This is a genomic window from Mesorhizobium sp. M5C.F.Ca.IN.020.32.2.1, from assembly GCF_004023105.1.
In the GTDB taxonomy this organism is placed as follows: domain Bacteria; phylum Pseudomonadota; class Alphaproteobacteria; order Rhizobiales; family Rhizobiaceae; genus Mesorhizobium; species Mesorhizobium wenxiniae.
On the sequence record NZ_RZSX01000037.1, the window covers coordinates 1 to 15,765 of the forward strand.

The 15,765-nt window shown below is 57.2% G+C and carries 15 protein-coding genes and 1 pseudogene; 2 read left to right on the top strand and 14 right to left on the bottom strand.

Going from position 1 to position 15,765, the window contains the following annotated elements:
- The 8 genes and pseudogenes from EOA86_RS03285 to EOA86_RS03320 all read right to left on the bottom strand — a co-directional run.
- Positions 1–334 (bottom strand): hypothetical protein (locus EOA86_RS03285; protein WP_164891538.1); only part of this gene is annotated, 334 nt, incomplete at its 3' end.
- Complete coding sequence (locus EOA86_RS03290; RefSeq protein WP_128340697.1) at positions 331–1,554, bottom strand: hypothetical protein; 1,224 nt, start codon at positions 1,552–1,554, stop codon at positions 331–333. The genes EOA86_RS03285 and EOA86_RS03290, both read right to left, overlap by 4 nt.
- Before the next feature lie 159 nt (positions 1,555–1,713).
- Positions 1,714–2,571, bottom strand: a complete 858-nt coding sequence (locus EOA86_RS03295; protein ID WP_164891539.1) for an FkbM family methyltransferase — start codon at positions 2,569–2,571, stop codon at positions 1,714–1,716.
- A 244-nt stretch (positions 2,572–2,815) separates the two neighbouring features.
- Positions 2,816–3,562: a glycosyltransferase family 2 protein gene (locus EOA86_RS03300; protein ID WP_128340699.1), complete on the bottom strand. Its 747-nt coding sequence runs from the start codon at positions 3,560–3,562 to the stop codon at positions 2,816–2,818.
- A pseudogene (gmd, locus tag EOA86_RS03305) lies at positions 3,559–4,678 on the bottom strand (GDP-mannose 4,6-dehydratase). Before gmd ends, EOA86_RS03300 begins: the two are co-directional and overlap by 4 nt.
- Positions 4,679–4,768: 90 nt before the next feature.
- Positions 4,769–6,046, bottom strand: a complete 1,278-nt coding sequence (locus EOA86_RS03310; protein ID WP_245497103.1) for a sugar transferase — start codon at positions 6,044–6,046, stop codon at positions 4,769–4,771.
- Positions 6,047–6,291: 245 nt separating this feature from the next.
- Positions 6,292–6,855 (bottom strand): transcription termination/antitermination NusG family protein, encoded by a 564-nt coding sequence (locus EOA86_RS03315; protein WP_065006257.1) that lies wholly within the window; start codon positions 6,853–6,855, stop codon positions 6,292–6,294.
- 440 nt (positions 6,856–7,295) lie between these two features.
- A complete protein-coding gene (locus tag EOA86_RS03320; protein ID WP_127209703.1) occupies positions 7,296–7,886 on the bottom strand; it encodes a biotin transporter BioY in 591 nt (196 codons plus the stop codon).
- Between the two features lie 219 nt (positions 7,887–8,105).
- On the opposite strand from EOA86_RS03320, the gene EOA86_RS03325 reads away from it, so the two are divergent.
- Positions 8,106–9,014 (top strand): MBL fold metallo-hydrolase, encoded by a 909-nt coding sequence (locus tag EOA86_RS03325; RefSeq protein ID WP_128340701.1) that lies wholly within the window; start codon positions 8,106–8,108, stop codon positions 9,012–9,014.
- A 136-nt stretch (positions 9,015–9,150) separates the two neighbouring features.
- Here the strand turns inward: EOA86_RS03325 and EOA86_RS03330 are convergent, their stop codons facing one another.
- The 5 genes from EOA86_RS03330 to EOA86_RS03350 all read right to left on the bottom strand — a co-directional run bounded on the left by EOA86_RS03330 (position 9,151) and on the right by EOA86_RS03350 (position 14,078).
- Positions 9,151–10,071: a 5'-methylthioadenosine phosphorylase gene (locus tag EOA86_RS03330; RefSeq protein ID WP_128340702.1), complete on the bottom strand. Its 921-nt coding sequence runs from the start codon at positions 10,069–10,071 to the stop codon at positions 9,151–9,153.
- A 50-nt stretch (positions 10,072–10,121) separates the two neighbouring features.
- A complete protein-coding gene (locus EOA86_RS03335) occupies positions 10,122–10,757 on the bottom strand; it encodes an ABC transporter permease (protein WP_245497108.1) in 636 nt (211 codons plus the stop codon).
- 148 nt (positions 10,758–10,905) lie between these two features.
- Entirely contained in the window at positions 10,906–11,796 is an 891-nt protein-coding gene (locus EOA86_RS03340) for an ABC transporter permease (protein ID WP_128340704.1), read from the bottom strand.
- Positions 11,793–12,830 (bottom strand): ABC transporter ATP-binding protein, encoded by a 1,038-nt coding sequence (locus tag EOA86_RS03345; RefSeq protein ID WP_128340707.1) that lies wholly within the window; start codon positions 12,828–12,830, stop codon positions 11,793–11,795. The genes EOA86_RS03340 and EOA86_RS03345 overlap by 4 nt, the downstream gene beginning before the upstream one ends.
- A 27-nt stretch (positions 12,831–12,857) precedes the next feature.
- The gene (locus tag EOA86_RS03350; RefSeq protein ID WP_245497110.1) at positions 12,858–14,078 is read right to left on the bottom strand and encodes an ABC transporter substrate-binding protein; all 1,221 of its coding nucleotides are present in this window, start codon (positions 14,076–14,078) and stop codon (positions 12,858–12,860) included.
- A gap of 17 nt (positions 14,079–14,095) precedes the next feature.
- Here EOA86_RS03350 and EOA86_RS03355 point away from each other — a divergent pair, with 17 nt between their 5' ends.
- Entirely contained in the window at positions 14,096–15,094 is a 999-nt protein-coding gene (locus tag EOA86_RS03355; protein ID WP_128340705.1) for a LacI family DNA-binding transcriptional regulator, read from the top strand.
- 202 nt (positions 15,095–15,296) lie between these two features.
- Here the strand turns inward: EOA86_RS03355 and EOA86_RS03360 are convergent.
- Positions 15,297–15,765, bottom strand: a 469-nt coding sequence (locus tag EOA86_RS03360) for a DUF1499 domain-containing protein (protein WP_164891540.1), incomplete at its 5' end; no start/stop codon positions are given.

The following is a 15,765-nucleotide window of genomic DNA, read 5'->3' on the forward strand; positions in this document are numbered from 1 at the left end:
GCATAGTGTCGATTGCAAACGCAGGAACAGCGTAAATCGCCACGAGCGCGATCCAACTGACGATCCATCCATAGGCCACTGAGGCCTGATTTTTGTTGACTTTGACAAGCCCGAAGAAAACAAGCGCAAGAAATATTGAGACTGGCAGTGCCTCAATTTGCACTGGCTGCGTCGGAGTCAATTTCCTCAAAACGCCAGCAACCGCAGGTCCAACTAGCGCGACCAGCATCAACCTGTCCACGCTCAGGCTGCTGTTCTTGCCGATCCGACCGCTAGTAGGGCGCGGCCCAGCCGCCAGTGCTTGATTTCGGTGAGCCTCGGACTGAAGTTTCATGTCCTCGTGCTCTCCCGCTTTCGCCAAAATATGAACGGGACGGTATAGAACATTCGTCCCAGCGCGACGCCGGCTGCTCCCAGCAGCGATCCCAACGCCACAGCAGCCACCAGGTTAGCAACCGCCCCGCCAATGGTTAGCATATTTGCGAATCGCAACTCCCCTCGACCTATAAGCGAGAAGTAAGGAACGATTATCATTGCAATTGCCACATATGACAAAGTATATGAGCAATAAATAACCATAAGCTCTTGGTAAATAAAGCTTGATTGACTTAGCAGAATCACCAAAGGCGGCCCAAATGCAATTGACGCCAGCGAGAGCATTATTATTATACGCTTTATATTTGCAGAGCTTCTCAGCAAGATATTCTGAAAGCCGACCTTGTCATTTGCACGATCTAGCTTGATAAGCTCTGGCAGTATAGGCGAAAAGTATGCTCTAGGCAGTGACTGTATTTGCTGGTTCATCTCACCGCAGAGGCTCGCGACGGCAACTATTTCGGCGGACACAAAATATCCAAGCACGATACGATCTGCTGACGAGTACAAGAGAGAAGATACGTTATTTACCCATTGCAGAACGGAATAATGGACGGCCAGCGAAAGCAATCCGAGCACCTCGTGGAGGCTAAATTTTTCAATTCCCCTTGTTGCCACAAATGCTTTCACACCTCCGCGCAAGATAATACACAGGAGGTTTATAACTAAAAGCTGAGTCAATGGAAAACTTAGCATCCCGGCCGTGGCTACACTTCCAATGCTAAATAACCGCGTAGACACCTCACATAGCGCATTCTCTTTAAAACGACTTTGCGCTCTCAGTGTCGCAGCGCATATCATATCCCACTGTAATGCAATCGCAGTGAGTACAGCAAGCAAGACAAATCTTACAATATCTATATGATTTTCGGTCCAGATCAGTGGCGGGTAACTGCGAAGGGCAACACTAGACAGCGCGAACGCAATGCCACCTGAAAGAACTGAAACCGCTAAGCCGCCGAACACAATCAAGCTAATTGCCGCGGACCGCTTCGTGCGATCGACCTCGGCCGATATCAACTGAGTAGCAGCCATACCGACGCCGGGTGTTGCTGCACCAAGTACGCCCGCAAGCGATAAGTTGAAGGTCCACAGGCCATAGCCACTCAAGCCAACAGAGTAGATCAGCGGCGCAGTTAACAGCAATTGCAAAGTAGGCATACTAATTTGCTCAACCAACGCCCAAAGTCCGGGCTTTGATATACCGGATAGGCGCCCCAGAAGCGCTCCTTTTCGGCTCCTTGCTGTCAAACTTTTCTATTCTCTAGTTCGGAAGTGGGTACTGGCTTCTTCCAGGTAAATTGCATGCTATGGATGCTAGCGTCAGCCAGCCTGCGCTCATATTTTGCCAATTAGAGTTCGGTATTCGGGCGATTTGCGCACTTTGTCCTGTGCCCATTCGAGGTTTTTGACAAATATCGCGTTGCCATCCCCATCAAGCGTATCCCGCACAATTTCCCGTGTTCGAGGTTCGTACCTTATCCTGGTAAAGCCGCTCGCCGCGAGTGCGCCTCGGACAGAATCCGCAGCGAAGCCATATCTCTTTTCTTGCCCATTGACCTCCACAATCACTGCTTGCAAGCTCTCCAGCTCAAGCGTTCTACTCGCCCCAGCAAGAACGGCAGGCTCAAATCCCTCAACGTCAATCTTCATCAAAACCGGCATTCTTCCTTCCAGGAGGTCATCGACTCTTTTGACCTCGACCGGGATGAATGCCTCTCCATCAATTGCTACTCGATTTCTCGTATCAGCATTGTTGATGAACCCAATTGATCCATCTTCTGAACCTGCGCCAACATTATGGAGCTCTACACGGCTGTCGAGGAAATTAATGGCAATGTTTCGGCGCAGATGAACAAACGTGGATTCGATCGGTTCTATGCAGACACAAGGGGACCCCACTGCTCCCGCCGCCATCACGGAATAGGCGCCCACGTTCGCTCCAACGTCGACGAAGAGCTCTTCGGGACGCAAAAAATGAAGGACAAAGCCCATTTCCTCCCATTCAAGAAGGCCATTGTAAATGTTTCCGGTGGCACCGGTCATCCCGTTTGCAACTAACAAAATTGTGTCGTTCACGAATGGAACGGCAATCGAACCCAATGCCAGTCGCGAAGCGATTTGCCAACGGATAAATCGAGCCAACGCTGCGACTTTGCCATACCGATTACCAGGATGCTCAAGGATGAGCCTCATTGTCCGAATTATGTTCATGCCATGGGTCCTAGCTTACCCCTTGGAAGGAGCAATGATATGTTCTCGAATTCATCTAACCGTCTGAAGATTTTAAATTTCCTGGCAATCGGTAAATAACGTCGCCTCGGATTCACACACTGTTTCAACCTGACCTTGCGGCCCCGCTTTCCGGCGGTCGCGGACTATTTGATCGCTTGATGACGCAAAGACGCCTGCTCGAGCTTCGTACCTTCGAATTGTTGCGCTATCTTGGAAAAAGCTGTCCTAGTTTTCGGACAGGCTTTGCAACGAGGGCATAGTCTATGATGCCGGATCCAAGCCAACGGCGTCGAGACCGAAGAGCCTCTATATTGTGCTCTATATACGAGCGCAGATCCCGCGTACTGGCCCCTCCAACCATCATATCCACAAGCGTATTGTTAGTAGTCGCACAGTTGAATTGGTGGAGGTCTACCGCCCTCAGCATCCAATCGTAATCTGATGCCACTTTGAGACTGAGGTCAAATATGCCGACCGCTTCCGCTACCTTGCGCCTGACGTAGAACGTGGGATGAGCGGGCATCCAACCGGTCCGAAAACCCTTGGCGGGCCTGGGGGCGGCACGCCAACGCCGGATGACCCGCTTGTTGAAATGATCTTCAACAAAATCCAGATTGCCATGCACGATATCGGCCTGTTCGAGTTCTGCCGAAATTCGCGTCAGCACAGTATGGTCATGGAAACAATCGTCGGAATTCAGCACGCCAACTGCGTCTCCAGTATAGAGGCGCAGCCCTTTATTCAATGCATCATACATTCCACGGTCGGGCTCGCTGACCAACTGAATCTGGTCCTGAGGATAGGACCGAAGGGTTGTCAGCGTTTCGTCCGATGACCCGCCATCGACGACCACCAGCTCTTTGTCCTGATGGTCCTGGGCAAAGAAGCTATCGACCGTATGCCTGATTGTTGCGGCCGAGTTCCAGCAGACCGTCAAAACCGAGATCTTCATCTCAACTCGGTCCAGCGTTCCTTACTGTGCCGCAACGCGAATGCGATCCTCGTCCAAACGCCGGTGCTCGGATTCCCGTCTTACCGTTTCGAGATCGGACTGGACCATTTCCTGGACCATTGTGGCTAGGGAGGTTGTTGCCTTCCACCCGAGAACGCGCTCCGCTTTCGAGGGGTCGCCGATCAGAAGCTCTACTTCGGTCGGCCTGAAGTACCGCGGATCCACCTCGACCAGAACAGCGCCGGATCTTGCATCGATGCCTTTTTCGTCGATGCCGAAACCGACCCATTGGATCTCTGTCCCAACTTCGCTGAATGCAAGCTCGACGAAACGGCGGACCGAGTTCTTCACTCCGGTTGCTAGGACATAATCGTCGGGCACGTCCTGCTGAAGGATCCTCCACATGCCCTCGACATAGTCGCGGGCATGACCCCAATCTCGCCCGGCAGACAGATTGCCGAGGTAGAGTTTGTCCTGAAGGCCCAGGCTGATCGCGGCAGCTGCGCGCGTGATCTTACGCGTCACAAATGTCTCGCCGCGCATCGGACTCTCGTGATTGAACAGGATGCCGTTGGAAGCGTGAATGCCATAGGCTTCGCGGTAATTTACCGCAATCCAGTACGCATAGATCTTTGCTGCGGCATAGGGCGATCGCGGATAGAAAGGCGTCGTTTCCTTTTGCGGGATCTCCTGCACCTTCCCATAGAGCTCGGAAGTCGATGCCTGATAGAAACGCGTCCTTTTTGTCAGACCAAGCAGCCGGATGGCCTCGAGAAGGCGTAGCGTCCCGATCGCGTCCGCATTCGCCGTGTATTCCGCAGTCTCGAAGCTCACCTGAACATGGGATTGCGCCGCGAGGTTGTAGATCTCGTCTGGCTGCACTTCCTGGACTATGCGGATGAGGTTCGTGGCATCGGTCATGTCACCGTAGTGGAGCGACAGTCTTACGTTCTTTTCGTGCGGATCCTGATAGAGATTGTCGATGCGACCGGTGTTGAACGAGGATGAACGCCGCTTGAGTCCGTGGACGTGATAGCCCTTCGCCAGCAGAAGTTCCGCCAGATAGGCGCCATCCTGGCCAGTGATACCGGTTATGAGTGCGATCTTCCTAGTCATTGTGCTTCTCCGGCGATTTCTGGAACGCGATTGTGAGTGTCTGCCAAGCGAATAATATGATCCTCCCGCAATCAGTAAGCCTCTTCGGCTCTACCGAGCACCAAATCCTGTCAGCATGGTTCGGATCGTACGAAACACAATCAGCACGTCGAGCCAAGGCGAAAAATTCTTGATGTAGTAGAAGTCGTAGTGAAGTTTTTCCAGAACGTCGTCCACCGCCGCAACATGGCCCTGATTGACTTGCGCCCATCCGGTAATGCCAGGCCGGACGATGTGCCGATATCGGTAGAATGGCAGCTCAGCCTCATACCATTTCGACAGCACGAGTGCCTCCGGCCGCGGTCCGATCCAGCTCATTTCGCCGCGCAAGATGTTGAGGGCTTGCGGCAACTCATCAATCCTGGATTTTCTCAAGAACTGCCCAAGACGCGTAATCCGCTCATCGCCAGTCTTTGTGATGGCCTCTTCCTTTTCATCACCAACAGCGGCGCTGAGTTTCATCGTCCGAAATTTGTAAACCTCGTAAATATTTCCTCTGTACCCCATCCTTTTTTGTCTAAACAATGCCGGTCCGGCCGAGTCGAGTCTTATCGCCATCGCCACGAATAAAAACAATGGCGAGAAAACGATAAGGATAAACAGCGCTGAAACCCAATCAATAGCCTGCTTCATCTTTAAATAGGCATGATTTGGATTCAGTGACCCTAGCGTATTTTCTGAAAGATGCTCGATCTCTACCCTACCGGTGAGCGACTCGGTGATTTGCTTGACGTGATAGACCGGCGTTCCCGAGAGGGCGCGATCGGCGATATACCGCTCCCATTCCTCTGAAAGATCGGCTCGCAGATCCGCCACCACACCGCTAGCGTCCTCAACTACCGTCTCAGGCGAATCGACCCGATGCCAGTGCACGCCCGGTATGCTCTCTAGCCTGTCGACATCTCCGCCAGGAATTACCGCGAGTCGATATGAATCGAGCCGTCGCGTGGCAAGGCTCAAGCCAAAATACCACAGTGTCGATTGGATGAAGCTGGCAGCGGCCTGGAACCGACTATAGTCGAATCTGAAGAAGAAGATGGTGACGAACACAAGCCCATAAGTCAGGGCGAAGGTGGGCAGGATGTAGCCAGCCGCCGCGACCCCCGGAAAGTTGCCAATGCGCTTATAGAAAAAGTAACCAGACGTGTGGGCGATAAATGCAGCGAGAATAGTAACCTGCATATTTGTGGATAGGAGAGCTCCTGGACCAAATGCCATACGAATCAAAGCTGGCACGACGATAGCAGCAGTAAGGCCACCTAGTAATTGAAAGCGCATCCGGAACAAAAGATGCCTTCGGTTGGATGGATTGCGCGTGGAGGTGTTCAAGTTTGTCAGATCGGTCTCTAATGAGGTTAAACGTCAGAACTGTGAGGGTTCGTATTCATTTCGAACAGGAGGTAAAGTCTCGATCGTACCTATGCTGTCCCTATGCGCCCACGCGGTTGCACGGCGCAGCAGCGGAAGCCCTCGCTCGACGCAACTTTATGTCATCAATGGCTACCGCACTCCCGGGTGAAACCCGAGAGCCGACTCTGCAGCACTTGCACCGCATGACCCAGCGTCAATTGCGGTTATGCGATCGCGACGAGTTCCCTTGAATCTAGGTCAACAGGGATCTCGCCATTCATGATGGCAACCAGAACCCGGGCCCTTCCGGCCGGATCGAGCCGGTCAAGACGACCGATCATCTCCGCGAAGGGACCTGAAAGAATCCGAACCGAGGCGCCCGCGGTAAGGCCTCCGCTGAAATCAAGCAAGCCGTCCTTGCCGGTCAGGCCAATGAACCGCTCCACCAGCCCCGAGGGGACCGGCAAGGGCCGCTCGCCCTGCATGATGAGGGAGCGCACGCCGAACGTTCCATTGACCGAGCGCCACCGCTGCAGCGCGACATCGAGGGCGATGAACATGTAACCTGGAAAATAGGCCGCCGGCCGCGTCTCGATGCGCCGGGCATGACGTGTGGTCTTCTCGCAGCGAGGTACAAACGAGTGGAATCCTTGCATCCGGAGATGCCGTTCGGCGACGTCTTCTTTTCCCGGAAATACGCTGGCGGCATACCAGCGTGCTGCGGTGCCGGTTGCGGGCCACTGCGGCGATGCAGTCGCCTTAACAGTTGTTTTTTCCGGGGTGATCACAAGTATCCTTCTCGGCGGTCTTTGGCACGGTCGGGGCAAGCGTTACGACAGCGCGAAGATACCAGCAAGCAACCATGTCGTGAGAATCGATGCGGTTGATCGAATCCTGCTAATTGTCCACTACTTTAGCTGCGCCTAAAAGTCATCGCGCCGCTTTCTTTTTTAGCTATCCAGCAGCGGTATCGAGCAATTGCTCCGATATGTAGCTGCTTTGTTACGCTGGCTCGCGACGAGTCGCTGGCTGTTCTGGTCCTTAATCGGTCGATTTGACCATTGTGTGACGGTATCGTTAGCAAAGTGTTGCGAAGCAGATGCCGACCAATTGGCGCCGGCTTCGTTGGCGAGAAGTTTCGACAGGCCCTCGCTGAAACAGGGACCATTCCACGCAATCACATCCCTGTGGTTGCCGATCAGTGCCGCGTCCGATCCATCGACTGGATTCAGGAGCGCTTCAGCAGCGACCAGACGGCTGGCACAAGGCTCGCCGCCAAGCCGACCTTGATCAGGTCGCCGACGATGAAGGGCACGACGCCGAACTGCCATGACTTTTCCGGGCCGATGAGTAGCGCCAGCCAGGCAAAACCCATCGCCATCATGACGATTTCGGCAACCAGAATCGCGTTGAAGAGCTTGATCGGATGGCGATCCCAACCGCGATCAGCGGCCCAACCGACGATCGCCGCCATGACCACGAAGCCAGCAAGATAGCCGCCGGTCGAGCCGAGCATGTAAGCGACGCCGATGCCCTTTTCCGGCGTGCCCTGGAAGACCGGAAGACCCATGGCGCCCTCCGCCATGTAGAGAAGCAGCGTGGCGACGCCGAGGCGCATGCCGAATGCTGCGGCGATCAGAAAGACGGCTAAGGTCTGCATCGAGATGTCGACCGGCCCGAGCAAAACTCTGGTCTTGGCCGACAAGGTCAGCAGCAGCGTTCCAACGATCGCCAGCAAAAGCTGCATCGCCAGGCGGGCCGCGCCCTTTTCAGGCAGAGCGAGAGAAACAAGCGGACGCATCGTCGTTGCAATTGCCATGGTCTTCCTCATATCGGACTGCCGCAGATCGCGGTCTTGCGTTTTCCTATATTGGCTTCCGTGTTATGCGGCAATCGGTTTTGCCGTCTCTAAAGCGCGTCGCGTTTGAGCGGCCTCAAGCGACGCGCTTTAGGTTGTTGTTTTATGCATGTCGTTATCGCAAAACCGCTGCACACTTTTGCGCGACATGCATTAGAACAGAGCTGAACGACATTCGCCATGGCGCTGAAATTCGACACAGATTTCGACCCGTCCTACGGCCAGGGCGTGACCGTTGCGCCCGACGTGCTTCGGATTACCGCGAAAAATCCCAGCCCGTTCACCTTTCACGGCACCAACAGCTACATCGTCGGACGCAAGACGCTGGCGGTGATCGATCCGGGGCCAGATGACGATGCGCATCTCAAGACACTGCTCGAGGTAATCGGAGACAGGTCGGTCAGCCACATATTCGTCAGCCACACGCATCGCGACCATTCTCCGCTGGCAGCGCGGCTGAAGCAGCACACCGGGGCAATTGTATTGGCCGAAGGTCGGCATCGGCCGGCCAGGCCGCTGCGCATAGGCGAGGTCAATCCGCTCGACGCCAGTGCCGACACCGCCTTTTATCCGGATATCGCGCTTCCCGACGATACGATGGTCAAGGGCGACGGTTGGGCGATCAGAACGGTACTGACGCCGGGTCACGCTGCCAATCACGCGGCTTTTGCGCTGGAAGGAACCGGTATCCTGTTCTCGGCCGATCACGTCATGGGTTGGTCGACCTCCATCGTTGCGCCGCCGGACGGCGCCATGGCCGACTATATGGCCTCGCTGGATCGGCTGATCGAGCGCGACGACCGCCTGCTGCTGCCCGGCCATGGCGGGCCGGTGACCGCGCCGCGCAGTTTCATGCGCGAGTTGAAGACGCATCGCAGGATGCGCGAACAAGCGATTCTCGAACGGATCCGAAGCGGCGACCGGACGATCAAGGACATGGTCCGGGCGATCTATCGCGATACCGATCCGAGCCTTCATGGCGCTGCCGGGTTGTCCGTGCTTGCCCATCTGGAGGATCTGGTGGCTCGCGGCCTGGTGAGCACCGATGGCGACCCGGCGATCGACGGCATATTCAGGCTGCCTGGCTAAGAGGCCGCCACGAACTCGCACTAAAGCGCGTCGCATTTGACCGGCTCACGCGACGCGCTTTAGGTTGTTGTTTTATGCATGTCGTATCGCAAAACCGCTGCAACTTTTGCGCGACATGCATTAGGCTCCTGAAAGCTCAGAACCGGCTGGAACGCTCTTCTGGTTGAGGCGACTTCAGACCCTGGCAAGAGCATTCCGGACTGGCCGGAAGTCGCGCGGCGGTCTCCAGCGCAACCCGCGAGGCTGTCATGGAGAGATTGGGCAGCACGTCCTCCTGCAGCAATTTCTGGCGATTGCGGTCCATATAGTCGTTGAAGCCCGCCGTGACGAACGCACACGGCACGAAACACGCGCCAATCTCGCGCGCCAAGGTGGCCTCAGGGGCGATGGAATGGTTGAGCACATCCGCCCCCATTCCCCGATACGCCAAGGCTTCGGCTGGGGTTGTCAGTCGCGGCCCATAACAATGGGCAGCCACCAACTGCTGTTCGACGCCATGAACGCGGCATTCGGCTGGCCAATGGCGGCGGGCCGTTTCGACCAGAACCGCCGCACATCTGGGACATACGATCTGCTTGCCCGAACAGTCGAAGCTCTGGCGGTCAGGAAGCAGTGAAAACGGGGTCTGCGTCAGTTCGATGATATCGGCGTTCACCACCATGTCGCCGGGCTGGATCGCCTTGTTGACGGCGCCAACGGTCGAGCAGGCGAGAACTTGCCGTACACCCGCTTTCATCAATACCCAGAAGGCGCGGCGATGGCAGGAATGGTCGATATGGTCGCGGGGATTGCCGTGCGAATACATGCACAGCGCCCGCTTCGCTTTCCCTTCGGCTGTAATCGAGGCATCGAACTCGAGCAGCTTCCAGTTGTCGGTACGACCAAAAGGCGTCTCAAAACTCATGTCGCGCCGCAACGTGCGCACGCCATCGAATTCGACATCTTCCGGGAAGGCAAGTCCCCAGTTTGCCGACCCGGTGATGATGGCCAACCCTACCTGAGGTATATCAGTTGATTGATCCGCCGGAGCACCAGCTGCGTGATGATTTGTAGGCATGCTTCCAATCTCGGTCAGGACTTTTGGCTCGGTTAGGATTTTTGGCTCGGTCAGGATTTTTGGCGAAGGGCCACGACCAGGACGACGGCCACGACGACGACGGTCCACAATGTCGAGATCGCCGCAATGGTCGGATCGATCTGATCGCGCAGCGACACGAACATGAGCTTCGGCATCGTGCTGTTGCGGCCACTTGCAACGAAGATCGAAATCACAGACTCGTCGAGCGACGTCAGGAAGGCCATCAATGTCGCCGACAACAAGCTGATCTGAAGTTGCGGAACGATTATTCCGCCAATAGCTCTGGCCCAGTTCGCACCGAGGCTACGCGCCGCCTGAACCTGGTTCCAGTCAAAGCGAGCCAGGGCGGGCAACAGCACAATGCACGCCACCGGAACGGCCAGCACCACATGTCCGACCAGCACACCGAACAACGTTCCGACCAGACGTTGTGCCGCCAGCACGAAAAAGAGGCCGATCGCAAGCAGGATTCCTGGGGTGATCGAGGGGGTGAGCAGGACGCTCTGGATGGTCGCAGCGGTCTTCCCGCCCAGCCGATTCATTGAAATGCAGGAGAGCAGCGCAAAAGGCACCGCGATCAGCGCCGTCAATGTCCCAAGGATCAGGCTCGTCCTCAGTGCAGCCATCCACGTCGCCGAGCCGAAGAAGTTCTCGTACCAGCGCAACGAGTAGGCGTGCGGCGGAAACTCGAGAAGATTCGAAGCCGAAAACGAAAGCGGCACCACGACGAGCGTCGGCAACATCAGAAATGCCATGACAAGAGCGGCAAAGCTCCAGAGGACAATGCGGGCGAGCCTGTTTTGCGGATAGGCTTCAAGCATGGGCGGAGGCTTCCACCGTGTTCTGGGCCAGCAGGCGGCGTGCCGCCAGCAACATCACACCGATCAGCGCCATGAGAACGAGGAGCAGAATGCCAAGGACGCTCGCCGACCCCCAATCCTGAAAGGTCGATAGCGTACGCTCGATCCGGGTAGAGAGAGGATTTACCTTGCCGCCGCCAAGCACTGCCGGCGTGATGAAAAAACCTATGGAATAGATGAGGACGATGATCGAACCCGAGAAGATGCCGCCGGCCGAAAGTGGCATTATGACGGTGCGGATGACCTGCCCGAGTGTAGCTCCCATGCTCGCTGCCGCGCGAATGAGGTTTGGGTCGATATCGCGCATCGCGGCATAAACCGGCAGCAGAAAAAGCGGCAGCATGTAGTGAACCATGCCGATGAGCGTTCCGGTGAAGTTATAGACCAGCGGCAAAGGCTCCGCTGTCAGGCCCGAACCGGTCAAAGCCGCGTTGATCAGGCCATCACGCCGCAAGAGCACGAGCCAGCCATAGGTGCGCACCAGGATAGCGGTCCACAATGGCAGCATGACGAAGGCCATCAGTACGTTGACCACCCTTGGTCTGGCGCTGGCCAAAGCGAGTGCCAGCGGGGTGCCTAGAAGAATGCAGATCGCCAGCGTACCGAGGGACAGTTCAAGGGTTGTGACGAGCGCCGACCATGTCAGTCCGCTCGAAAGTACCTTCGCGTAGTTGCCGACAGTGTACTCACCCCCTGTGGTCAGGAAAGATTGCCGGATGATCCAAAGGATGGGCAGTATCGCCGCCAGTCCAACGATGAACAGCGCCGGGAGCGAAAGCGAAAGAAAAAACCGCCGCTCGCGGCGCGCATCCGCCACGAGCGCTGGATCCGGAGGGACGGTCACGCCATCGCTCCCGGTATCGCGTGAACCTTCGCCGCTGGTGCATATGCGGCCATCCGCTGACCGGCGGCAAGCTCGGCGCAGCCGCTGGCCAGCGCTGCCGGAATGCAGACAAGAACCTCTTGCCCACCGTCGAGCGCCAGCGTCAAAAGCCAGTTCTCGCCGCGGAACGCTTTGGCGCGCAGTATTCCTTCGAGAGCCACTCCGTCTTCCCCGACGAGCTTCGCATCAAGATGGAAGCTTTCGGCGCGAATCATCAGAGTTTCGCGTGACGCTTCGGCGCCGTCGATCCTGCGCACCGAGCCTGGCGCCACAATGTTAGCCTCGCCCATGAACTCGGCGACGAAGCGGGTCGATGGACGATCATAGATCCGCTGCGGCGTATCGATCTGCTGGATGCGGCCGGAGTTCATCACCGCAATCCGGTCAGACATAATCAGCGCTTCGCGCTGATCGTGGGTCACGTAGATTGTGGTGATCGCCAGATCATCGTGCAGGCGCCGGATCTCATACTGCATGGTTTCGCGCAGATTCTTGTCAAGCGCCGACAGCGGCTCGTCCATCAGCATCACGCGCGGTTCGAAGACGATTGCCCGCGCCAATGCCACCCGTTGGCGCTGGCCGCCGGACAGTGCGGCAACATTGCGCTCCGCCAGACCATCCAGCTTCACGCGGGCCAAGGCGGCAAGCGCCCGCTGACGCGCCTCCGCTCTGGGCGTCTTGCGCAGCGCCAGCGGATACGCGACATTCGCCAGGACATTCATGTGGGGAAACAAAGCGTAATTCTGGAACACTATGCCGATGTCCCGTTTGTTGGGCGCCAGGCGAGTGATGTCCCGATCGCCCAACAAGAGTTTACCGGAATCCGGCCGGACAAAACCGGCCAGAGCCATCAATAACGTGGTCTTGCCCGATCCCGATGGCCCGAGCAGCGTGAGGAATTCGCCAGCTTGAATGTCGAGCGAAACATCATCCAGTGCGACGTAGGATCCGTAAGCCCTGCTGACACTGTCGATGGTGATCGGGAGCGACTTCATCATCTGCTCCAGCCTTGCAGCTGAGACTCAGCGGCTCATCATCTCATCGAAGGCTTTTTGGGCAGCCTCGCCGTTCTTGACCCACCATTCTGAATTCGAAAACACCGAAGTGCCGGCATTTTCGGGCGCGGTCGCAAGCGTCTTCAGGCGATCCTCGGGAATGAGGCCACCCTCATATGCCGCAGGATTGACCGGGCCATAGGCAATGAAATCGGTCAGCTTCGCAACTCGCGCGGGCTGCGTCATCGCTGCGATGAGCTTCATCGCAGCTTCCTTGTTCGGCGCGCCCTTCGGCACCCCAAGGCAGTCCGTGCCGATAACCGAACCCTTGAACGTGTAGTCAGCAGCACCCCCATCTGCTTTCACGGTTTGGGCCCGTCCGTTCCAGGTAACCACCAGATCCGCTTCGCCGTCCTTCAGCAACTGGGCGGACTGAGCTCCCGAGGTCCACCACACGGCGACATGTGGTTTGATTGCTTCAAGCCGCTTGATGGCGCGCTCCAGACCTTCGGGCGTGCTAAGCACGGAATAGATGTCCGCCGGCGCCACGCCATCGGAGAGAAGCGCGATCTCGATCGAGTCCTGCGCATTGGCGCGCAACGCGCGGCGGCCCGAGAATTTGGCAACGTCCCAGAATTCCGCCCAGGTCTTGGGCGGGTTCTCGCCATAGGTCTTGGTGTTCCACGACATGACGGTGCCATAGGAATCGAACGGATAGCAGTAGTCGGACTTTGCGCCGTCCGGCACGGATTTGGGATCGATGATCATGTAGTCGAGTGGCTCCAGCAGCGACTGAGCGGCCGCCTGGGCGCCTTCCGGTGAGCCCAGGTGAATGACGTCGGTCGCTACCGCACCCGAAGTGACCTGCATCTTCAACGCGGCCAGGCCGTCGCTCTGGGTCTCCTCGCGGACATCATAGCCGAGCTCTTTTGCAGCCGGGCCCCACATGGCCTCTTTCATGGCGTTGCCATAATCGCCACCTGCGGTCGTGATGGTGACTGTTTGCGCATGGACGGGCAAGGCAGCCGAGATTGCGAATGCTGCAAGGGAAATGCGTAGCCAAGACATAGGTTCTCCTCCCCAACTTTTATCAAATGCTGCTCGAAATGGCCTTTTATTCGTAATCGTAACGTTACGATTGCATCTGAATGCGCCAGAGTCAAGCTGCTTCCTATGGCAGTTTGGATTGACCGGGATGTCGAATCCGGTAACGTTATGGCGGTCAGCAATCAGCCGGCGCTTTCGCAAATGAAGTCGGGCGAACAATGGCCAATCTAAAGCAGATCGCGGCGGAACTTTCCCTGTCGGTGACCACGGTGTCCCGCGCTCTGAAGGATGGGCCGGAAGTGCAGCCCTCGACCATAGCCCGCGTCAAGGAGGCGGCTAAGCGGGTCGGCTATCTACCAAATCATCATGGTCGTGCGCTCAAAACCGGTCGAACGCTGACGCTGACGGCAATACTCCCGATGGAGACACGAGACCATCTGTCCGATCTGTTGAAGCTTCCTTTGATCGAAGGCATGACGCTGGCGGCGCGGCAAGCCGGGTATAGTCTGTCCATCTATTCCACCACTCCCGACGACGATCCCGTCGAGAGTGTGCAGCGGCAGCTTCAGGCGCGCAGCACGGACGGCCTGATCATCACGCGGTTGGTGTCGGGTGATCCGCGCGTCACGCTGCTGCTGGATAGACGCATGCCATTCGTCGCGTTTGGAAGAACCGACCTGGATGCCCCGTATCCCTATGTCGATGTCGACAACGAACAGATTGCCTACGAGGCAACCCGACGGCTCATGGATAAGGGCTGTCGACGCATTGCACTGCAACTGCTGGTTCCGGAGGATCAGGCGAGTGCCATGCGTCTTGCCGGGTATGGAAGGGCAATGGCCGAGGCCGGTATTCCGATCGACCAATCGCTGATCGGTCATGGCATGTTCACCATGGAATCGAGCGCAGCCTGGTTCGATCGCTTGCTGTCTTGTTCAGATCCACCGACAGGCTTGGCATGCGCCAACGAACTAGGCCTTCTAGGGGCGCTACACGCTCTTGGCAGAAGAGGCCTTGCGCCGGGGAGCGACGTCCACATTGTCACGCGTGACAGCACGCAGCTGGCACGCTTCCTGCCGGCGAAGATTGGAGTTCATTCCGTGGACATGGCGGGGGTCGGACGCAAACTCATCGAAGTCCTGGAGAGCCGGATCATTAATCCGCTGGGGCCGGTGGAGACAATCTTGCTAAAGGGTGACTTCGACCCTGGCGAGTAGTCTGCTTCACGGCGCAACCGATCGCCGCAACCCCGCAACCGTCCCGTCGAGCGGAGCACATACGTTTCGACTGCAGGGGGCCGGCCCATGTATGCAAGGCGACTGGCGAGACAAGTCGAATAGTCTCCGGCAACCCGTGATTGTAGTAGCCGCGTTTCTGTGGCGCCGAGCGATACCGCTTGGCTGCAAGATGCTCTGGACATCACTCGGCCGGGGCCGTGCCGACCTGGCCGGCGACTTCCCGATCCAGCTCGGCAAGGAAATCCACGATGCGGGCCGCATTGTCGCCAAGGTCATAGCGGCCGTAACGCGAGGCCGAACGCATGTCGACGATGACCGTATCGCCATCGTCGGTCACGCGGATGGCGACGTCGGCGGGAAGGCTGAGGATGAAGCTCTTGGCCAGGGCGCTGATCGTCACCTCGCTTTGCCCGATCGCACGGGGAAACGGCGCCGTTAGCTGCCAATCCCGACGATCGAGCACGGTTTCGACTGCTTCCAGAACCCGATCGAAAGGCAGGTTGTAGCTGCGTCCGGTGACAAGCGGATAGGTCTCGGTCTGCAGGCGCTGCTCGCCCGGGGTCGGTGGCGAAAGCGCGTTCATGTCCCCGGTCCGGGTGCTGGTGTCGAGCACCGGCGGATCGTCGAAATCCGTCGAGATGTCCCTGAGC